The sequence below is a fragment of the Kitasatospora sp. NPDC059673 genome, assembly GCF_042734215.1.
Classification (GTDB): domain Bacteria; phylum Actinomycetota; class Actinomycetes; order Streptomycetales; family Streptomycetaceae; genus Kitasatospora.
On sequence record NZ_JBHWEN010000006.1, the window covers coordinates 138,259 to 158,480 of the forward strand.

20 protein-coding genes are annotated in these 20,222 nt (G+C 73.5%); 11 read left to right on the forward strand and 9 right to left on the reverse strand.

What is annotated here, in order from left to right; all coding sequences use genetic code 11:
• Positions 1-19 precede the first annotated feature (19 nt).
• From ACFV18_RS09975 to ACFV18_RS10000, 6 genes are all read left to right on the forward strand, one after another.
• Positions 20-1,570, forward strand: coding sequence for an MFS transporter (locus ACFV18_RS09975; protein WP_380481271.1), 1,551 nt, complete (start codon positions 20-22; stop codon positions 1,568-1,570).
• A 204-nt stretch (positions 1,571-1,774) separates the two neighbouring features.
• Complete coding sequence (locus tag ACFV18_RS09980) at positions 1,775-2,107, forward strand: hypothetical protein (protein WP_380481273.1); 333 nt, start codon at positions 1,775-1,777, stop codon at positions 2,105-2,107.
• 2 nt (positions 2,108-2,109) lie between these two features.
• On the forward strand, positions 2,110-3,861 hold the full coding sequence (locus tag ACFV18_RS09985; RefSeq protein ID WP_380481276.1) for an alpha/beta hydrolase: 1,752 nt from the start codon (positions 2,110-2,112) through the stop codon (positions 3,859-3,861).
• Complete coding sequence (locus tag ACFV18_RS09990) at positions 3,858-4,367, forward strand: hypothetical protein (RefSeq protein ID WP_380481279.1); 510 nt, start codon at positions 3,858-3,860, stop codon at positions 4,365-4,367. Before ACFV18_RS09985 ends, ACFV18_RS09990 begins: the two co-directional genes overlap by 4 nt.
• 6 nt (positions 4,368-4,373) lie before the next feature.
• Positions 4,374-4,949: a hypothetical protein gene (locus ACFV18_RS09995; protein WP_380481282.1), complete on the forward strand. Its 576-nt coding sequence runs from the start codon at positions 4,374-4,376 to the stop codon at positions 4,947-4,949.
• A gap of 272 nt (positions 4,950-5,221) precedes the next feature.
• Positions 5,222-6,130 carry a transporter substrate-binding domain-containing protein gene (locus ACFV18_RS10000; RefSeq protein WP_380481285.1) on the forward strand — a complete coding sequence of 303 codons (909 nt, stop codon included), beginning with the start codon at positions 5,222-5,224 and terminating at the stop codon, positions 6,128-6,130.
• Positions 6,131-6,234: 104 nt separating this feature from the next.
• Here ACFV18_RS10000 and ACFV18_RS10005 read toward each other — a convergent pair whose 3' ends face one another.
• Together ACFV18_RS10005 and ACFV18_RS10010 are read right to left on the reverse strand one after the other, a co-directional pair.
• Positions 6,235-7,413: a PP2C family protein-serine/threonine phosphatase gene (locus ACFV18_RS10005; RefSeq protein WP_380481287.1), complete on the reverse strand. Its 1,179-nt coding sequence runs from the start codon at positions 7,411-7,413 to the stop codon at positions 6,235-6,237.
• Positions 7,414-7,670: 257 nt separating this feature from the next.
• On the reverse strand, positions 7,671-8,891 hold the full coding sequence (locus tag ACFV18_RS10010) for a cytochrome P450 (RefSeq protein WP_380481290.1): 1,221 nt from the start codon (positions 8,889-8,891) through the stop codon (positions 7,671-7,673).
• A 105-nt stretch (positions 8,892-8,996) separates the two neighbouring features.
• Here ACFV18_RS10010 and ACFV18_RS10015 point away from each other — a divergent pair, with 105 nt between their 5' ends.
• The 4 genes from ACFV18_RS10015 (at position 8,997) to ACFV18_RS10030 (ending at position 12,349) form a co-directional block, all read left to right on the forward strand.
• Positions 8,997-9,356: an arsenate reductase family protein gene (locus ACFV18_RS10015; protein ID WP_380481292.1), complete on the forward strand. Its 360-nt coding sequence runs from the start codon at positions 8,997-8,999 to the stop codon at positions 9,354-9,356.
• Positions 9,357-9,475: 119 nt separating this feature from the next.
• Complete coding sequence (locus tag ACFV18_RS10020; RefSeq protein ID WP_380481295.1) at positions 9,476-10,324, forward strand: siderophore-interacting protein; 849 nt, start codon at positions 9,476-9,478, stop codon at positions 10,322-10,324.
• Positions 10,325-10,382: 58 nt separating this feature from the next.
• Positions 10,383-11,345, forward strand: a complete 963-nt coding sequence (locus tag ACFV18_RS10025; protein WP_380481544.1) for a DUF1152 domain-containing protein — start codon at positions 10,383-10,385, stop codon at positions 11,343-11,345.
• Positions 11,346-11,383: 38 nt separating this feature from the next.
• A complete protein-coding gene (locus ACFV18_RS10030) occupies positions 11,384-12,349 on the forward strand; it encodes a DUF1152 domain-containing protein (RefSeq protein WP_380481298.1) in 966 nt (321 codons plus the stop codon).
• A gap of 12 nt (positions 12,350-12,361) precedes the next feature.
• Here the strand turns inward: ACFV18_RS10030 and ACFV18_RS10035 are convergent, their stop codons facing one another.
• Entirely contained in the window at positions 12,362-12,907 is a 546-nt protein-coding gene (locus ACFV18_RS10035) for a DUF1697 domain-containing protein (protein ID WP_380481301.1), read from the reverse strand.
• Positions 12,908-12,976: 69 nt separating this feature from the next.
• Between ACFV18_RS10035 and ACFV18_RS10040 the strand changes: the two genes are divergently transcribed.
• On the forward strand, positions 12,977-13,450 hold the full coding sequence (locus ACFV18_RS10040) for a pyridoxamine 5'-phosphate oxidase family protein (protein ID WP_380481304.1): 474 nt from the start codon (positions 12,977-12,979) through the stop codon (positions 13,448-13,450).
• 25 nt (positions 13,451-13,475) lie between these two features.
• Here the strand turns inward: ACFV18_RS10040 and ACFV18_RS10045 are convergent, their stop codons facing one another.
• The 6 genes from ACFV18_RS10045 to ACFV18_RS10070 form a co-directional block, all read right to left on the reverse strand.
• Positions 13,476-14,516, reverse strand: coding sequence for an NAD(P)-dependent alcohol dehydrogenase (locus ACFV18_RS10045; RefSeq protein ID WP_380481306.1), 1,041 nt, complete (start codon positions 14,514-14,516; stop codon positions 13,476-13,478).
• Between the two features lie 88 nt (positions 14,517-14,604).
• On the reverse strand, positions 14,605-15,360 hold the full coding sequence (locus ACFV18_RS10050) for an SDR family NAD(P)-dependent oxidoreductase (protein ID WP_380481309.1): 756 nt from the start codon (positions 15,358-15,360) through the stop codon (positions 14,605-14,607).
• Between the two features lie 67 nt (positions 15,361-15,427).
• Complete coding sequence (locus tag ACFV18_RS10055; protein ID WP_380481311.1) at positions 15,428-16,054, reverse strand: TetR family transcriptional regulator; 627 nt, start codon at positions 16,052-16,054, stop codon at positions 15,428-15,430.
• 103 nt (positions 16,055-16,157) lie between these two features.
• Entirely contained in the window at positions 16,158-16,886 is a 729-nt protein-coding gene (locus tag ACFV18_RS10060) for a hemerythrin domain-containing protein (protein ID WP_380481314.1), read from the reverse strand.
• A gap of 206 nt (positions 16,887-17,092) precedes the next feature.
• Entirely contained in the window at positions 17,093-18,118 is a 1,026-nt protein-coding gene (locus ACFV18_RS10065; RefSeq protein ID WP_380481317.1) for an alpha/beta hydrolase, read from the reverse strand.
• A 259-nt stretch (positions 18,119-18,377) separates the two neighbouring features.
• Positions 18,378-20,105 carry a carbohydrate-binding module family 20 domain-containing protein gene (locus ACFV18_RS10070; protein WP_380481319.1) on the reverse strand — a complete coding sequence of 576 codons (1,728 nt, stop codon included), beginning with the start codon at positions 20,103-20,105 and terminating at the stop codon, positions 18,378-18,380.
• Positions 20,106-20,222: the final 117 nt, after the last annotated feature.

Here is a 20,222-nt window from a genome sequence, read left to right on the forward strand (position 1 = left end):
CCCGGAGGGGATCGTTTCGGTGGAAGCCTCGATCGGCGCGCGCGGCGCCCGGCACAAGTGGCAGGCGCTCGCCACGCTCTGCGTCACGATGTTCATGGCGATGCTGGACAACGTCATCGTCAATATCGCCCTGCCCCGGATCGGCCGGGACCTGGACGCGGGCATCAGCGGACTGCAGTGGGTCGCCGAGGGCTACAGCCTGGTGTACGCTGCGCTGCTGCTCACCGGCGGCACGCTCGGCGACCGGTTCGGCCGGACCCGGGTGTTCCGGCTCGGGCTGGCGCTGTTCACGGTCGGGTCGGCGGCCGCCGCGCTGGCCGGCGACATCGGGGTGCTGGTCGCCGCCCGGATGCTGCAGGGTGTGGGCGCGGCCCTGCTGACGCCGGGCAGCCTGGCGATCCTGGGCCAGGTGTTCACCGACGAGAAGGAGCGGGCCCGCGCCATCGGCCTGTGGTCGGGGGTTTCGGCACTGGGCCTGTCGATCGGTCCGGTGATCGGCGGTCCGATGGTGGACGCGTTCGGCTGGGCCAGCGTGTTCTGGATCAACGTCCCGGTCGGGCTGCTCGCCCTGGTGCTCGCGTTCCGGGTGCTGCCGGCGATCGCGCCGCGTGAGCGCCGGATCGACCTCACCGGGCTCGCGCTGTCCGCGGCCGGTCTCGGCGCGCTGGTCTACGGCCTGATCGAGGGCCCGGGCCGGGGCTGGACCGACCCCGTCGTGCTGGGCTGCGGGGCGGCCGCGGTGGCGCTGCTCACGGTCTTCGTGCTGGTCGAACTGCGGGCGGCGGAGCCGATGCTGGAGCTGCGGCTGTTCCGCGACCGGGTGCTCGCCGGGGCGCAGCTGAGCGGCCTGATGGTCAGTTTCGGGATGTTCGGCGCGTTGTTCTTCCTGCCGCTGATGCTCCAGGGCGTGATGCGCTGGTCCCCCACCGACGCCGGGTACGCCGGCCTGCCGATGACGGCCGTGATCATGCTGGCCGCGCCGTTCTCGGGCCGGCTGACCGCCCGTCACGGGACGCGCCTGCCGCTGGTGCTGGGCATCTCGCTGTGCGCGGTCGGCCTCGGCGGGCTGTCGCTGTACGACGGGCACGCGCACTACTGGTCGTACGTGTGGACGCTGGTGGTGCTCGGCTTCGGCATGGGGCTGACGTTCACGCCGGTGTCGATCGCGGTGCTCCAGCGGGTCGCCCCGGCGCAGACCGGCATGGCCTCGGCCACCATCAACACGCTGCGCGAACTCGGCGGGGTGCTCGGCATCGCGGTCCTCGGCGCCGTCCTCACCAACCGGCTGACCGGCGCGTTGAGCGACTCGTTCCAGCGGCTCGGGCTGCCCGCCGACGGCGTCTCGCACGCGGTCTCCGCGCTCACCGGCCACGGCACCGGTCCTGAAGCGGCGCCCACCCCGGCGCCCGTGCAGGCCGCCGTGGACTCCGCCTTCGTCGATGCCCTGCACCTCGCCCTGCGCTGCGGCTCCGCGGCGCTCGCCGCCACCGCCGTCCTGGTCGCCGTCCTGCTGCACCGCACCGCCGCCCCGCAGCCCGCCCCGGCGCCCGAGTTGGCGGAGGTCGCCTGAGCGGCCACGGCCGGTGGCGCCGAGGTCGAGGGCCTACGATCCACCCGTTCCGGTAAAGGTTCGTCAAAGTCTGAGCCAAGAGGGTGACGGACAACACGCGGTGGATCGCGCGGAGATGTGGTGAACGGCGCTGGGTTCGGTGACCGGATTTCGCTAGCATGACCGGCTCAAGCGGTCGGACCGACACCGGTGTTGGGGGATGGCGTGCGCGACGTGGGCCCAGGCGGGAGCGGCGGCGGGTTCCAGGTGGACCCGGACGTGCTGGAGGGAGCGGGGCAGACCGCGACGGTCGACGCCGAGCGGATGCCGGGCGAGACCTCCCGGGTGCTCGGCCCCTCGGACAGCGCGGCGGACGGACTGCGTGGCTGGCTGACGGGCAGCGAGCTCAACGCCTGCACCACGGAATGGAAGAGCATGCTGGACAAGCTGTCCGCAGAGATGGACCAGCAGGGCGGGAACCTCCGGCAGACCGCAGCCAACTACCGCAACGCCGAGCAGGCCGCGAACAGCGCCGTCACCTCGGCCGCCGGGCGGTGAGCATGGACGTCCCCACGCTCCGCGACGCGGACCCGCAGCGGCTGTTCGGCGCCGCCGACGCGTACGCCACTCTCGCCGGCGCGATCGGCGACAGCACCGAACTGTGGCGGTCCGGGGTGGACGGCCGGGTACGGGACTCCGGGTGGACCGGCGGCGCCGCCGACAACGCCCGGCAGTCACTCGCCCGGACCACCCGCAAACTGACCGCCGCGCACCAGGAGTTGACCCGGATCGCGCCCGTCCTGCGGGAGGGCGCGGAAGCGTTCGTACTGGCCCAGGCGGACCTGCGCCGGGCACTGGACGAGGCGCGGGCCGGCGGCTTCCAGGTCTCCGACGACGGCGGGATCTCCTGGCCGCCGCCGAGCCCCGGCGAGCGGCACGACCCGGACGCGCCGGACCGCACCCGGCAGGGCACCGACCTGCGCGACCGGATCGGCGAGGCGCTGTCGAAGGCCGCGCACGCCGACCAGGTGACGGCGCAGCGGCTGCGCCAGTACACCACCGACGCCCGTACCGGCGCCGGCCTCGACGCGTTCGGCGCCGCGATGCGGCTGAACAGCACGGCGCTGAGCACGCTCGCCGGTGAGGACCTGGTCCTGGCGGGCATGCCGGGCCAGAACGCCTCGCCGACCGAGGTGAACTCCTGGTGGAAGTCGCTGCCCGCGGACGAGCAGCAGCGGCTGATCAAGGAGCACCCGGCCGAGATCGGCAACCGCGACGGCATACCCACCCCGGCCCGCGACCAGGCCAACCGGATCAATCTCGACCGGATGGTGAACGACCTGTCGTCCCGGCAGAACCTGTCGGACTGGGACAAGAAGAAGCTGGAAGGCTTCCGCTCGATCCAGAGCCGCCTGCGGGACGACCAGGGCAAGCAGCCGCCCGCCTACCTGATGGTGATCGGCGACCAGGGCCAGGGCCGGGCCGCGATCGCCTACGGCAACCCGGACACCGCGGACGACGTGGTGGCGTACGTGCCCGGCCTGAACACCGAGGTCAAGAACATGGGCGCCGGTGACGCCAACCGGGCCCGCGACCTGTGGCAGTCCGCGCACGACATCGACCCGACCCGCAAGACCGCCTCGATCGCCTGGCTGGGCTACGACGCCCCGCAGGCCAAGGGGATCAGCCCGGACGCGCTGGCGGTGGCCGGCGACGAGCGGGCCAAGCAGGGCGGCGAGGCCTACCAGAGCTTCCTGCAGGGCCTGCGCGCCTCGCACGAGGGCCAGCCGGCGCACCTGACCGCGCTCGGCCACAGCTACGGCTCGTTCACGGTCGGGCAGGCGGCGCAGCGGCCCGGCGGCATCCCGGCGGACGACATCATCCTGGTGGGCTCCCCCGGCACCGGCGCGCAGAAGGCCTCCCAGCTGGGCGTGGACGGCTCGCACGTGTGGGTGGGCGCGGCCGAGCACGACCCAGTCTCGCACCTGCCGAGCCACGCCGAGGCGAAGGGCATCGGGATCGGCGCGGGCATCGGCGGCCTGCTCGGCGGCCCGCCGGGCGCGCTGCTCGGCGGCTTCATCGGTGACAAGATCGCAGGGCACGACGATCCGCACGAACTGTGGTTCGGGCAGGACCCGGCGAGCTCCGAGTTCGGCGCACACCGCTTCGACGTGGCGGACGGCCCGCTGGGCTTCCAGTCGCACTCGGACTACTGGAACCAGGGCGACGGCCGGGACGGCCACTCGCTGCGCAACATGGGCATGATCGTCTCCGGTCACGGCGACCGGGTGATCGGACAGGACCGGCGATGAACGACTTCGCGGCACCCCACCCGTCGGCCGCGCTGCTGGCCGCGAAGGCGGCGGTGGACGAGCTGCTGGACTCCGCCCCGGCGGCGCTGAACCCGCCCGCCGACTGGGCGGACGGCCCGTACGTGGCGGTGGAGCACGAGCACCCGTACACCCGGGAGCCGGACGGCACCGCGCACCTGGAGAAGCGGCGCTACCTGATGACCCGGCTGGCCGCGAACCGCTACCCGGAGCTGCTCGCCCAGCTGGGCCGGGCCTGGCAGGCCCGGGGCTGGCGGGTGGAGGGCGAGAACGATCCGGTGCTGCCCCTGCTGCGGGCCGAATCACCGCTCGGGACGGTCGAGTTGAGGATCGGCATACCGGGGAACGCGACCCTGCTGGCGCGGGTGCAGGGCGTGCCGCCGAGCGGCACCTCGTACCCGTTCGGGGGCGACAGCACCGTCCCGCTGGGGCCGGACGGCGTGATGGACACCATGCCGCGCCGGCACGACCCGTTCTGGTCGGTGTGACCTCCGATGGGTGAGCGGACGGGACTGCGGGTGGCGGGCGCCGTCGCGGCGCTGCTGCTGGGTCCGCTGCTGGCGGGCTGCGGCTCGGACGGTGCGGCGGCGGGCGCCTCCGCACCGGCCGCGGACCTGGCCCGGGGCCGGATCCAGGAGCTGGTGGACGGCACCACCTCGGCGCTGACCCCCGCGGTGCGGTTCGCCGACGACGCCTACCGCTCGGTGCCGCACGAGAACGCCCGTCGGGACAACGACGGCACCGCGCAGCTGACGCTCCGCCGGTACGTGCTGACCAAGGTCGCGGAGGCCAACCGGCCGCGGCTGCTGGAGCAGGTCCGGGCGTACTGGACCGGCCGCGGCTGGACGGTCACCGAGAACACGGCCTCCGAGGCGGGCGCGCGCACCCCGGACGGGACGGGCGTGACCGTCAGCATCGGCGTACCCGGCAACGTGACGGTGACGGCCACCGCGCGGGTGCGCGACCCGGGCGCCACCGAGCCGTTCGGCCCGGCCCCCAGCCCCCTGCCCACCGGCGCCGACGGCGGCCCGGACACCCTGCCCCGCTTCGAGGACCCGGGGTGGTCCTAGGGTCCCTCCCGCCGGGACGCCGTCACGGACGAACCGGGCCGGACCGGTGCTGATCGGACGTCAGGGTGTGTGACCTGCGCGGAAATTGTCGGGGGGGCTCTAGGGCGACCTGTGTGTCTCTGGCTATAGTCGCCCGTGATCTAGCCGGAACGGCGGCCGGCCGAGGGGTTTTCCCCGGCATTGGCATGCCGCCTTTTGGCATGCCGCCATGCCGTCCGGTGCCCCGGAGCCGTCGCGTGTTCCGCCGTTGACCTCGGGGAGAGACGACGACCATGGCACACACGACCGGGCGGGGGCGCACCGCGCTCGTCGCCGTCATCGGTGGGACGCTGCTGCTGGGCGGCTGCGGCACCGTAGGCTCCCAGGAGAAGAAGCCGGACCTGCACGCGATGCTGCCGGAGTCCGTGCGCAAGGCCGGGGTGCTGACGGTGGGCGCCTCGTTCACCGCGGCGCCGGTGGTGTACCGCAACGACCGCAACGAGCCGGAGGGGCTGGACCCGCACCTGGCGCAGAAGCTGGGCGAACTGCTCGGCGTCCGGGTCGAGTTCCAGGACGCCGGGCAGTTCGGGAACGTCCTGCCGGGCCTGATGAAGCACCAGTACGACATCGCGATGTCGGGAATCACCGACACCCGCGAGCGTGAGGAAGGCCTGGACAAGGACGGCAAGCAGACCGGCGCGGGCGTGGACTTCGTCGACTACTTCATGGCGGGCATCGGCATCGCCGTCAAGAAGGGCACCACGCAGAACATCAGCGACATCGACCACCTGTGCGGACACACCGTGGTGGTCAAGAAGGGCACCACCCACTACGACCTGGTGCAGCGGCAGGCGAAGGTGTGCGAGCACGACGCCAAGCTGCTGAAGGTGGTGGAGACCGACACCGACACCGCCGCGCTGGACAAGCTGAAGGGCTCGGCGGACGCCTTCGTCACCGACTACCCGAAGGTCCAGTACGTGGCGCAGACCGTGGACAACGGCAACGCCTTCCAGATCGGCAGCCCGCAGATCCAGCCCCGGCCGTTCGGCATCGCGGTGCGCAAGGAGGACTCGGTGCTGCGCGACGTGCTGATGCGGGCGATGAACCGGCTGATCACCGAGGGCACCTACGACCAGGTGCTGGCCGAGCACGACCTGGCGGTCGGGGCGATCCAGAACTCGGTGGTCAACGGCTCGTCCTGAGGGGGTCCTTCAGGCGCCCGGGGCGGCTCGGGCCGCGCGGGCAGGCGCGGGCGGGCGCGGGACGGGTCGGGCCACGCGGGCAGGCGCGGGCCGCGCGGGGCGGCTCAGGCCGCGCGCAGGGCCAGCACCGCGACGTCGTCGGTGAGGGTGCCGGCGTGGCGGCGGACGTCCTGCTCCAGGAAGGCGACCAGGGTGTCCGGGTCGGTGCTGGGCAGGGTGCCGAGCCGGGTGGCCAGCGGGTAGAACTCGCCGTCGCCGTCCCGGGCCTCGGTGACGCCGTCGGTGTGCAGCAGCAGGCTGTGCCCGGGCGGCAGCGGCACGGTGGTGGGCTCGGCGGCCGGGCCGAGGGCGAGGTGGCCGAGGCCGAGCGGAAGGTCCTCGGCGCAGCGGACGGCGGCGACCGTGCCGGGGGCGACCATCAGCGGGGCGAGGTGGCCGCGGTTGACCAGGTCGAGCCGGCCGGTGAGCGGGTCGTGCTGGAGCAGCACGGCGGTGACGAACAGTTCGCCGTCGCCGCGCTGCTCGGCCGCCCGCCGCACTTGGCGGTCGAGTTGGGCGGCGAGCTCGCCGAGGTCGGCGGTCTCGTGGGCGGCGATCCGGAACGCGCCGACCACGTCGGCGACGGTGCGCACCGCCTCCAGGCCCTTGCCGCGCACGTCGCCCAGCAGGATCCTGGTGCCGTGCCGGGTCTCGCACACGTCGTACAGGTCGCCGCCGATGCCGAAGTCGGCCTCCGCGGGCCGGTACAGCCCGGCGGCCCGCAGGCCCCCGACCCGGGCGGGCACCGGGTGCAGCACGGTGTGCTGGAGGGTGTCGGCGACGGCCCGCATCCGGACCAGGGCGCGGGTCTGGCGGCGGCGCTGGGTCGCCAGCCCGGCGCCCATCATCCCGGCCAGCACGGTGCCCAGGTACGTCCACAGGTGGTGCTGTTCGTACAGGTGGCCGGAGCGCAGCGCGAGCAACGCCTGCAGGCCGACGGTGACGGCGGTCGCGCCGGCCACCACGGCGGGCCCGGCGCTGAACGCGGCGACCACGGGCAGCACCGTCAGCAGGAAGCCCGCGGCGACGGAGCTGGGGACGGACTCCTCCAGCACCAGATCGGCGACCAGCAGCAGGATCGGCAGGGCGCGCGCCCAGGTCGGGGTGCGCAGCGCCTCGGCCATCGCGGCCTCCCAGCGCGCGGTGGCCTCCCGGCCGTGCTGCTGGTCGCGCTGGGGACCGGGCAGGCGCTCGGCGTCCTCGCCGGGGGCGACACGGACGGACGTTGCGGTGGGCGCGGGCATGCTGACCTCCTCAGGCGGGCGCCCGGGTGGGTGCGTCTCCCCTCCATCGTCCCGTGCCATCCGTCGGGGCCACCCCTTGCCAAGGTCCCGACGGATTGGGCCCTTCGGCCCGATTCGATCATATTTCAGCCATTTGGGTGAGCTGCGTCACCGCCGGCGGTGCCTCGGTGTCAGCCGAGAGTGACGGGCCCGAGAGTGACGGGCCCGAGGGTGACGGGCCCGAGGGTGACGGGCAGCGTGCCGACGGCGCCTCAGTGTCAGCCGAGGGTGACGGGCAGGGTGCGGTAGCCGCGCAGCACCAGCCGGTCGCGGTGGACGGCGGGCCCGGCGGGGGCCAGTGCGGGGAAGCGGCGCAGCAGGGCGGGCAGCGCGGTGGTGGCTTCCAGCCGGGCGAGCTGGGCGCCGAGGCAGTAGTGCGGGCCGCCGCCGAAGCTGAGCGGCCGGCCGTCGGTGCGGGACGGGTCGAAGCGGTTGGGGTCGGGGAAGCGTCGCGGGTCGCGGTTGGCGGCGCCGACCAGCAGCAGGGTGCCGGTGTACCGCGGGACGGGCTTGCCGCCGACGGTGAGGCCGTCGGTGAGCGCGATCCGGGAGGTGAGCTGGACGGGCGAGTCGAACCGCAGCACCTCGTCCACCAGGGCGGCCGGATCGAGCGTGCCCTCGCGCAGCTGTGCGGCGGTGTCGGGGTGCTCGAACAGCAGGGCGAGGGCGTTGCCGAGCAGGTTGCCCGTGGTCTCGAAGCCGGCCACCAGCAGCAGCACCAGGTTGGCCAGCAGTTCGGTGTCGGACAGCCGCTGCTGGTCGGCGTCGGCGGTCGCGACCAGGGCGCTGACCAGGTCGTCCTTCGGGTCGGCGCGTCGGAGGGCGGCCAGCTCGGCGAAGTACTGGGAGAGTTCACCGGCGGCGCGGTCGGCGGCGGCCAGTTCCTCGTCCCCGACCAGGAACTCCATGGTGGCGGTGAGGTCGGAGGCCAGCGGGCGGAACAGGTGCCGGTCCCGGTCGGGGACGCCGAGCAGTTCGCAGATCACGCCGATCGGCAGCCGGAACGCGAAGGCGTCCAGGAAGTCCACCGGGCCGTCGCCGTGCTCGCTTCGTGCGGCGAGTTCGTCCAGCAGTTGCTCGACCGCGGCGGTGACGGCGGGTGCAAGGGCGGAGACCCGGCGCGGGGTGAACACCGAGGAGATCAGCGAGCGCATCCGGGGGTGGTCGGGCGCGTTGCGCTCCAGGATCGAATCGCCCAGCAGGTTCTTGCCCGGGTGGTCGGGGAAGTCGGGCTCGAACTGGGCGGCCAGCTCCGGTTCGATGACGCCGAAGGCCGGGTTGCGGAAGATCTCGTCGGCCTCCTGGTGGCCGGTGACCAGCACCATGTACTCGTCGCTCTGCACCGTCGGCCCGAACGCGCGCAGTTGCTCGTACAGCGGGTACGGGTCGCGGCAACCCTTCGGGCCCATCAGCTCGTTGACGATCGCGGCGACGTCCATGCAACTCCCCCAGAAGCAGTCGTATTTACTGTCCGGTTCGGGAACGGCCCGGCGGCGCACCCGGGTTCCCGTCGCCGGGCCGGGCGGTCGGTAGGCTGGCCGGTCATGGAGATCTGGATCAACCCGCGGTGCAGCAAGTGCCGCACCGCCCTGGGCGAACTCGACGCGGCGGGCGCCGAGTACACGGTGCGCCGCTACCTGGAGGAGCCGCCGACGGTCGCCGAACTGACCGAGGTGCTGGGCCGCCTCGGCCTGGAGCCGTGGGACGTGGCCCGGCTGGACGAGCCGATCGGCAAGGAGCTCGGCCTGCGGTCCTGGGGCCGCGAGGACGCCGACCGGGCGCGCTGGGTCGAGGCGATGGCCGCCCATCCGGCACTGATCCAGCGGCCGATCATCACCGCCGACGACGGCTACACGGTGATCGGGCGCACCGAGGAGGCGCTGAAGGACGTGCTCTCGCACTGACTCGCGCACTGACTCGCGCTGCCACGCCGGGTGCCGGGCGGTGACAGCCCGCTGACAGCGTGCTGCCAGTGGGCCCCGGCAGGCTGGGTGGGCCATCTCCGATCCGACGGGAGCCCACCGTGTCCGACCTGCCGATCCGCCGACTGACCGTGACCGCCGTCCACCGCCCCACCCCGCGCACCGTCCGGGCCGGTTTCGCGCTGCCGCCCGGCGAGTTCGCCCTGGTCGGGCCCGACCAGCAGGTCAAGCTGTACTTCCCGCGCCCCGGCCAGGACGCCCCCGAGCTGCCCGCGGCCGCCCCCGGGCAGGACCTGATGGACTGGTACCGGGCCTGCCACGCCGTCCCGGAGCACCGCCGCCCGTGGATGCGGTCCTTCACGATCCGCGCCCACGACGCCGAACTGCACACCGTGGACATCGACTTCGTGCTGCACGGCGACGGCCCGGCCGCCGACTGGGCGGCCCGCGCCCGGCCCGGGCAGGTGCTCGCCATGTTCGGCCCCTCCCCCGAGTTCGCCCGCCCGTTCCCGCTGGACGGCCGCCGCCCGCTGCTGTTCGCCTGCGACGAGTCGGCGCTGCCCGCGCTCGCCACCCTGGTGGAGGCCCTGCCGGCCGGCGCCCGGGCGCACGCCTGGATCGAGACCGCCGGGCCCGACGAGCAGCAACCCCTTTGCGGCTTCGGCGAGTTGACCGCCCACTGGGTCCACCGCGGCGAGGCCGCACCCGGCGAACGGCTGCTGGCCGCCGTCCGCGCCGCCGAACTCCCCACCGACCTGGAACACGCCTGGCTGGCGGGCGAGGCCGGCGCTGTCCGCGCCCTGCGCCGCCACCTGCTGACGGAACGTCATCTGGACCGCTCGAACGTCCACTTCACCGGCTACTGGCGCCACCGCCTCACCCAGGACGACGCGCCCACCGCCGAAGACCTCGCCGACGCCCGGGAGTTGCTGGCACAGTACGGGAGCTGACCGGCCACGCAATAACCGCGCGACCGCGCTGCCGGGCGCCTGTTACCGTCCGCCGGTGATCACCAGCCTGTTCCAGCCGCCGCTGCTCACCCGCCTGCTCGCCGCCGAGCGGATCCTGATCGCCGGCGCGGGCGGCGGGCACGACGTGTACGCGGGGCTGCCGCTCGCCCTCGCGCTGCGCGCGGCCGGGCGCGACGTCCACCTGGCGAACCTGGCGTTCACCCACCACTACGGCCTGGACGCCACCGCGTGGGAGGGCCCGCACCTGGCCCGGATCACCCCCGACACCCGCTCCGCCGAACCCAAGTTCCCCGAACGCGCCCTGGCCCGCTGGCTGCGCGACCACCAACAGCCGGACACCGTCTGGGCGTTCGCCTCCACCGGGGTCAAGCCGCTGCGCGCCGCCTACCGGGCGCTGGTGCGCCGGCTCGGCATCGACGCGATCCTGCTGGTCGACGGCGGCACCGACATCCTGCTGCGCGGCGACGAGGCCGGACTCGGCACCCCCGAGGAGGACATGGCCTCCCTCGCCGCCGTCGCCGGCCTGCGCTCCGTCCCCACCCGCCTGGTCGCCTGCCTCGGCTTCGGCATCGACGCCCACCACGGCGTCAGCCACGCGCTGGTGCTGGAGAACCTGGCCGCCCTGCAACGCGACGGCGGCTACCTCGGCGCGTTCTCCCTCCCCGCCGACGCCCCCGAAGCCACCCTGTACCTGGACGCCGTCGCCCGGGCCCGGTCCGCCGCCCCCGACCGTCCCAGCATCGTGCAGGGCAGCGTGGCGGCCGCCCTGCGCGGCGAGTCCGGGGACGTCGGACTCGCCGAACGGGTGCCCGGCAGCGAGCCGTTCGTCAACCCGCTGATGACGCTGTACTTCGGCGTCACCGTCGAGGCCCTGGCCGCCCGCAACCTCTACCTCGACCGCCTGGAGGGCACCACCGGGACCCGCCAGATCGCCTCCGTCATCGCCGATTTCCGCGAGGACCTCCCCCGCCTGCGCCCCGCCCGCGCGTACCCGCACTGACCGACGGCCGGCGGACCGGCCCTGGTACCGTCCGCCCGGTGACCATCAGTGTGTTTCAGCCGCCGTTGCTCACCCGCCTGCTGGCCGCCGAGCGGATCCTGATCGCCGGTGCGGGTGGCGGCTTCGACATCTACGCCGGGCTGCCGCTCGCCCTCGCGTTGCGGGCCGCCGGGCGCGAGGTGCATCTGGCGAACTTCTCGTTCAGCAATCTGTACGGCCTCGGCCTGGACGTCTGGCACGCCCCCGAGCTGGCCCGGATCACCCCCGAGGTGCGCAGCGCGGACGCCTACTTCCCCGAACGCTCGCTGGCCCGCTGGCTGCGCGCGCACCAACAGCCGGACACCGTCTGGGCGTTCCCGTCCACCGGCGTGCAGCCGCTGCGGGCCGCGTACCGGGCGCTGGTCGAGCACCTCGGCATCGACGCGATCCTGCTGGTCGACGGCGGCACCGACATCCTGCTGCGCGGCGACGAGGCCGGGCTCGGCACCCCCGAGGAGGACATGGCCTCCCTCGCCGCCGTCGCCGGGCTCACCGAGGTGCCGACCCGGCTGGTGGCCTGCCTCGGGTTCGGGATCGACGCGTACCACGGCGTCAACCACAGCCTGGTGCTGGAGAACCTGGCCGCGCTACAGCGCGACGGCGGTCATCTCGGCGCGTTCTCGCTGCCCGCCGACGCGCCCGAGGCCGCGCTGTACCTGGACGCGGTGGCGCACGCCCGGCAGGAGTGCCCCGAGCATCCGAGCATCGTCCACGGCTCGATCGCGGCCGCGCTGCGCGGCGAGTTCGGCGACGTCCGGTTCACCGAACGCACCGGCAACAGCGCGCTGTTCATCAACCCGCTGATGACGCTGTACTTCGGTGTGACGGTGGAGGCGCTGGCCGCCCGCCACCTCTACCTCGACCGGCTGGAGCACACCGTCCTGATGCGCCAGGTCGCCACCGCCATCGCCGACTTCCAGGACGCTCTCCCCCGCCGGCGCCCGCCCCGCGTCTACCCGCACTGACCGGCCGGGCGGTCAGCCCTTGCGGGCGGCGGCGGCGATCTTCGCGGTGGTGTGGAAGAACCGCGAAGTCGCCTGCCCCTGGTAGGACTTGGGGAAGGCGGTGGCCGGATTGCCGGTCATCCGCCCGCCGCGCAGGTGCATCACCACGAACGCCGCGCCCTCGTTCGCTCCGATCATCTCCCAGTCGCCCTTCGGCGAGGCCACCGGCAGACCCAGCTCGGGTGGCAGCGGCTCGGAGAGGAACAGCACGCACAGGCGGTCGTTCTCGGTGGCCTCCACCCCCGCGAACGGGTCCAGCGCGACCACGGCCTCCACCTCCTCGACCGTTCGCAGCATCACCGGCACCGGGTACCCCAGGCCCTCCGCGAGGCCCGCCTCGATCCGCGCCGTCAGCGCCGCCCGGTCGGTCTCCGCGCTGCGGAAGAACACGTTGCCGCTCTGGATGTACGTCCGCACGCCCTCAAGTCCGAGGCCCGCGAACAGCTCCCGCAACCGGTCCATCTTCACGGTGCGGCCGCCGACGTTGATCGCCCGCAGGAAGGCGATGTAGGTCTCCATGCGCGCGAGTGTAGGCCGGGCCGCCGACAATCGGCGGTTCCGCCCGTGCCGCGGCCTACACTCGCGCGCATGACGACCTGGCAGGACTTCGAGCAGCAGGCTCCCGACCTCGCCCCGCGCATCCGCGCCCGCTTCGAGGCGCACCGGCACCATGTGCTCGCCACGCTGGAGCGGGACGGCTCGCCCCGGGTGAGCGGCATCGAGGTGGACTTCATCGGCGCCGACCTGTTCCTCGGTTCGATGGCGGGCGCGGTCAAGGCGCTCGACCTGCGCCGCGACCCGCGCTGCGCCCTGCACTCGAACCCGGGGCCGGACACCGGCATGACCGGCGGGGACGCGAAACTCGCCCTGTCCGCCGTCGAGTTGACCGATCCGGTGGACATCGCCGCCTACCTCGCGGGCCTGCCCGAGCCGCCGCCCGGCCCGTTCCACGCGTTCCGCTTGGAACTGCGGCGGGCCACCCTGACCGAGGTGGTGGACGACCGGCTGGTGATCAGCACCTGGCGGCCGGGCGAGGACGTCAAGGTGATCGAACGCCGGTAGCGGCCCCTGGTTCGAGGGCGGGCCGTCAGCCGTTCGGCAGGATCACCGCACGCCCGTTGATCTTCCCGGCGTGCAGGCGCTCGTAGGCGAGCGGCGCCTCGTCGATGCCGTACGTCTCGACGTGCACGTCGATCGCCCCGGCGCGGGCCAGGTCGAGGACCTCGATCAGCTCGGCACGGCTGCCCCAGTACGGGGAACGGACGCAGGCGTCGTAGGGCAGGGCGCCGAAACCGACGGCCAGCGTGCCGCCGCCGAGGCCGACGATGCTGACATCGCCCTCGACGGCGACCAGCTGACCGGCCAGGGCGGCGGTGGGCGGGGCGCCGACGAAGTCGAACACGGCCTGCGCGCCGAGCCCGGCGGTCAGTTCGCGGACCTTCGCGGCGGCGGCGCCGTCCGAGAGCACCACCTCGTGCGCCCCGACCGCGCGGGCCAGTTCGAGCTTCTCCTCGGAGACGTCCAGGGCGATCACCCGGGCCGCGGTGGTCGCGCGCAGCAGCTGGACGGCGACGTGGCCGAGGCCGCCGGTGCCGATCACCACCGCCGTGGAGCCGGGGACGAGCTTCGGCAGCGAGCTCTTGATCGCGTGGTAGGGCGTCAGCCCGGCGTCGGTGAGCGGGACGGCCCGCACCGGGTCGAGGTCGCCGAGCGGGACCAGGTGCCGCGGGTCGTCGACCACCAGGTACTCGGCCATCGCGCCGGGCGCGCCCAGCCCGGGCGGCATGATGCCCAGCTCGCGCGCCCGCAGGCAGTAGTTCTCCTTGCCCTCGGCGCACTTGGCGCAGCTGCCGCAGCCCCACGGGCCGTACACGGCGACCGACTCGCCCTCGGTGAAGCCGGTGACGCCGGCGCCGAGCGCGGCGATCGTGCCGACGCCCTCGTGGCCGAGGGTGAGCGGCAGCGGGAACGGCAGCCGCTCGGCGGGCCAGCTCATCACGGCCATGTCGGAGTGGCACACCCCGGCGGCGGTGACCTTCAGCAGGACCTGCCCGGGGCCGGGTTCGGGGTCGGGAACGGTGACCACCTCGGGGTGGCTGCCGGCGGTGCGGTACTGGACTGCCTTCATGGCTCGAAACCCTCTCTGTTGCGTGAACCTTGGCGAACTGCCGCGCGGAACTGCTGCGCGACCTGTGGCGAGCCCGCTCGACGGACGGTCAGCGGGCGGAGTAGCCGCCGTCTACCAGGTGGTAGCTGCCGGTGACGAAGGACGCCCGGTCGGAGAGCAGGAACGCGGTCAGTTCGGCGACCTCCTCGGCCCGGCCGAGCCGCCCGGCGGGGTGCAGCGCGACCAGCGCCGCGCGCGCGGCCGGCTCGGCGTCCTTGAGCAGCGGGGTGTCGATGAAGCCGGGGCCGACCGCGTTGACCCGGATGCCCTGCGAGGCGTACTCCAGCGCGGTGGTCTTGGTCAGGCCGACCACGCCGTGCTTGGCGGCGACGTACGCGGGCGAGCCGGCGAAGCCGTTGGTGCCCAGGATCGAGGACATGTTGACGATCGCGCCGCCGCCCGCGGCGAGGATCTCCGGCAGCTCGTAATGCATCGAGTAGAAGACGCTGTCCAGGTTGGTGGCGAGCACCCGCCGCCAGTCCTGCGGGTCGTACGCGGCGGTGGGGGCGACGGCGCCGCCGATGCCGGCGTTGTTGACGGCCAGCGAGAGCGGGCCGAGGCCCTGCACGGTGGTGCGGACGGCGGCCTCGACGGAGGCGGGGTCGGTGACGTCGACGTGCACGGCGAGGGCCTCGGCGCCGATCGCTTCGAGGGCGGCGACGGCCTCCCGGGCGGCGTCCAGGCGGAAGTCGGCGACGGCGACCTTCGCGCCGCGTCCGGCGAGCAGGGTGGCGACGGCCAGGCCGATGCCGGAGGCGGCACCGGTGACGAGGGCGGTGCGGCCGGTGAACTCCTGGGTGGTCATGGGCGATCGGTCCTTTCGTGCGCCGCCCGGGGGCGGGCGCGGGTGGTGCCGGTGTGCCGACGGGTGGTCAGCGCGGGGGTTCGGCCGCGGCCAGGTCGAAGGCGCGGTCGATCAGGGCGGGCAGGTCGCCCGCCGGGTCGCGCACCCAGGTGCGGGTGGCGGCGTGCAGGGCGGCGACGCCGAGGCCGACGGCGACGGCGGGCCGCAGGTCGGTCTCGGGGTGCAGGCCGAGGCGGGCGGCGACCAGCCGGATCGACTGCTCCTCCTCGGCGACGGCGATCCGCCGGTAGGCGGCGGTCAGCGCAGGCTCCTCGTCGATCAGCACGAACAGGGCCCGCATGCCCGGGCGGCGGTGCCAGGCCGGGTGGTCGCCGTCGTACAGCCAGGCGGTGACGGCGGCGCGGTAGGCGGCGACCGGGGCCTCGGCGGCGGGCCGGGCGGCGAGCTGCGCGTTGATCCGGGTGAAGTCGGTGCGCAGCGAGTCGAGGACGGCGTCCTCGCGGGAGGGGAAGTAGCGGCTGAAGGTGCGCCGGGAGACGTCGGCGGCGTCGGTGACGTGTTCGACGGCGAGGGCGGCCAGGCCGTGCTCCAGGGTCAGGCGCAGCGCGGCGTCGGCCATCGCCTCGCGGGTGCGGCGGGACTTGCTCTCGCGCCGCCCGGGCGGGACCGACGGCTGCCGCTGGTCGGTGCTCATGTGATCACCGTACTACCGAAAATGTCCCGGCGGGACATGAGTCCCGCCGGGACATCCGGGCCCGGGTCGTGCTGCTCACGTCCCGGACGGATCCGGGACGGTCTCAGTGACCGGAGGGCCCCCAGAGGCGGTCGGTGCAGCGGGCGTAGGTGTCGCGCCAGTGCGGCCAGTGGCGGACGACCTCGTCGTCGCAGTCGGCCAGCAGGCGGTCGATCTGTATCGGGTCGACGCCTTCGAGCAGCCAGACCAGGGCGTCGGACGCGGCCGGGCCCTCGGCGAGGCGCAGCAGGTCGAGCAGTTCGGGCAGGGTGCCGATCCGGGAGCCGGGCTGGAAGACGTCGGCCATCCGGGGCAGCAGCTGGCGCTCCTCGATCCGCAGGTGGGTCTCCACCCGGGCGGCGAGCTCCTCGACCGCGTAGGAGACCGGCCAGGAGCTGGCGGGGTCGCGGGTGGCGATGCCGACCAGGGTGGTGGTGCGGGTGAAGCACTGGTCGAGGTTGTGGTGGTCGGACTCCAACCAGTTGAGCAGCAGCCGCAGTTCGGGCGAGAAGCGGCGCAGCAGCGGCCACAGCCGGGTGTCCTGCTGCTCGTGGTGGCAGGTCACCATGGCGGTGACGAAGTCCCAGTGCCGCTTGAGCGCGAGCGCGCTCTCGTGGTCGTCGGGCTGGAGCAGTCGCAGGGCCTGCGGGATCCGGGCGAGGTCGCGGCGGACGGCGGCGTGCACCAGGCGCAGTCCGGCGAACGGGAGGAGTTCGGCCACCGGCGCGGCAGGGAGCTCCTCGCGCGGGGCGGGCATGGTCGTCGAACCGACGGGCAGCAGGTGGCGGGACATGGCGCTCTCTTCACGACTGGCTGGGGCTGGCCGGAGCGGGGGCCGCGGTTGCGGCGCCCCGGTCCAGTTCTCCGGTCCACGGGGTCCAGGGTGGGAGCAGTGCATCAGGGTCGAATGAACGACCGATTGATGTGCAGGTCAGCGCGTTTTCGGGGCGCTTCCTGCCCGTTCCTGACGGGCCGCCGGTCAAGCGTCCGGCCGGCCGGTCAGTCGGACTCGGGTCCGGCGGTGTTGGCGGTCAGCCATTCCAGGGTGTGCGGAATCATCTTCTTGAAGTCGGAGGTGAGGTGCTTGCCGCCGGGCTGCTCGTAGTACTCGACGGTGGTGGGGGCCTTGGCCTTCTCGACCCAGGACTTCACCAGTTTGGTCTCGTACGGGTTGGCGCCACCCGCGGTGGCCAGCATCCGCACGTCGGCGGTGCCCCCGGCGACCAGCCGTTCGGGGCTGTTGGCCTGGCGTTCCTGCTCGTGGCCCTTCCAGAGCGGCGAGTCGGGGTTCCAGTAGCCGTCGATCGGCACTGCGGCCTTGAACACGTCGGGGTGCTGCAGGGCGAGCTTGGCGCTGCAGAACGCGCCGGTGGAGGCGCCCATCACGGCCCAGCCGTCGCGGCCCTTGACGGTACGGAAGTTGGCGCGGACGAAGTCGGGGATGTCCTCGGCCATCCAGGTGCCCATCTTCGGCTGGCCGGGGATGTCGGCGCACTCCAGGGCCTTGGACTCGTTGGAGTCCAGGTTCTGCACCGGCATGATCATGATGAACGGGTGGGCCTTGCCCTGGGAGGCCATCTGCTGGTCGATCTCCTGGATCGGCAGCTGGTTGTCGGTCCAGGTGTTGTAGCCGGCGCTCTGCCCGCCCGCGTACAGGGTGAGCACGGGGAAGCCGGTCTTGGCGTACTTCGGGTCGTTGTACTGCGGCGGCAGCCAGACCCACACCTTGCCGCTGACGCCGGACTTGGCGCCGTTCAGGGTGGTCATCATGATCGGCCCGGCGGCGGTGTCGCGGACCTTGGACAGCTGTGCGGCCGGGCCGGTCGGCATCAGCACCTTGGACGGCTTGGGCGGGGCGCTGCTGCTCTGCGCGGCGGGCGAGGACGGGTGGTCGGCGACGCTCGCGCCCTTGGTGTCGCCGGAGGTGCCGCTGTTGCTGCCGCAGGCGGCCAGCGGGGCGGCGAGGGCGAGCAGGGCGGCGGCGGTCAGCAGACGACGGGCGGCGGAACGGGGCTGCGGCAGCACGGGGCGGTCTCTCCGGGCGGGGGCCGACCCGGCAGCCGGGAGGGGCCCTGGTCATTGGGCTTGGCCGGGGCCGCCGCGCGCTGGTGGTGGCCGGCGCTCCCCGGGAACGGCCGCGGCCGCACAAAGGTGCGGCGGTTCGGCCGTTCGAGATCCTATGACGTACCGCTCGGGGCCCCGGTTGCGGAGGGGTGAACAACCCGTCGTCCGGCGGGGACGGCCCCCGCCGGACGACGGGGGCCGCCCCGCTCCAGGAGCGAGGTCACGGGCGCCAGGTGTCGTTCAGGGTGATCTTTCCGCTCGCCGGGACGGTGGCGGTGCGGTTGGCGCCGCTCTCCCAGGTGACGGTGCCGGCGGCGTCCTTGCGCAGGTACTTGTACTGGATCGCGGTGCCGGCGGGCAGCGCCACGTCCAGCTTCCACACCGGGTAGGAGGCCGAGCCCAGCAGCAGCGCCTTTGAGGTGTCCCAGCCGCCGAGCGCGGCCGCGTCGCCGACCACGTAGAGGTTCTGGCCGGGCACGGTGGTGCCGTTGACCGCGAAGGAGGCGCCCGGCGCGGTGCCCGCGGCGGTGGCGCCGACGTACAGCGCGACGGCGTCGTTCGCGCCGACCGAGGCGGTGAACTTCCCGTCCGCGCCGACGGTGTAGGTCGGGCCGGAGCAGCCACCGCTCACCGGGTCGCCGTGCTGGACGTCGCAGTAGACGCCGGCGGGCAGCGAGGTCTGGAAGGTCTGGGTGATCGCCGAGCTCTCCCGGTTGATCGCCACGTAGCCCTTGCTGCCGCGGCCGAAGGCGATCGCGTTGCTGCCGTTGGACCACCAGTTGGTCATCGCGGCACCGGCCACCGCGTTGCGGAAGCCCACCATGTTGGCGACCTGCCGCCAGGCGTGGACGCAGTTCCAGCCGTTCTGGTAGCAGGCGGTGACGGCGCCGGCGTTCGGCGGGCCGTCGTCGTTGCTGCTGAACGCGTAGCCGGAGTAGACGTTCGGCGAGCCGTACGGGTGGGCCAGCATGAAGACGTTGGCCAGGGTGTAGGTGGACCCGTCCTTGTAGGTGAGGGTGGAGCCGTTGCGCTCGGTGTCCCAGTTGTCGACGAAGGTGCGGGCCTGGGCGGAGGCGAGCAGGCCGCTGCCCCAGCTCTGCAGGTCGGATATTTTGCCGCCCTTGAAGGCGCTCTTCAGCCAGGTGCCGGAGCGGAACTCGTCCACGTCGCCGTTGCCGGTGTACTCGGAGGGCTGGATCGGCTCGCCCGCGCCGTAGATGACCTCCTGCACCCAGTACGCGTTCGGGTTGCTCATCCTGGCCTTGATGGCGGCCAGGTCGGTGGCGGCCATGTGCTTGGCGGCGTCGATCCGGAAGCCGTCCACGCCGAGCGAGAGCAGGTCGCTGAGGTAGTTGGCGATGGTCTGCTGGACGTACGCGGAGCCGGTGTTGAGGTCCGCGAGGCCGACCAGCTCGCAGTTCTGCACGTTGGCGCGGTCGGCGTAGTTGGTGATCGACGTGCGGCAGGAGTGGAAGTCCTGGTCCTGGTAGGAGCCCGGGTAGTTGTACTTCGTGTAGGCGGTGCCGCCGGTGCCGGTGCCGCTGCCGGCCGACATGTGGTTGATCACCGAGTCGGCGAGCACCTTGACGCCCGCCGCGTGGCAGGTGGTGACCATGTTCTTGAACGCGGTGCGGTCGCCGAGCCGGCCGGCGATCTTGTAGCTGACGGGCTGGTAGGAGGTCCACCACTGGGAGCCCTGGATGTGCTCCTGGGGCGGGGAGACCTCGACGAAGCCGTAGCCCTTGGGGCCGAGGGTGTCGGTACAGGCCTTGGCCACCGAGTCGAACTTCCACTCGAACAGGGTGGCGGTGACGCCCTTGGTGCCGGGCGGGGTGGCGGCCGCGGTGGGCGCCAGCGAGAGCCCGGCGCCGGCCGAGAGGCCGAACGCCGCGAGGGCGGTGCAGGCGGCGACGGCGCGCTTCCTGCGGGCGGGGGCGAGGGTGGGCAAGGGAGCACTCCTGGGGGAAGCCCGGCCCGCGGACGCAGGTCGCGGCCGGGTGGCGGCGGGGTGGGGCCGCGACGGCTGGGGTGTTGGGGCCGTCCGCGCGGAGGGGAGGTGCTACTG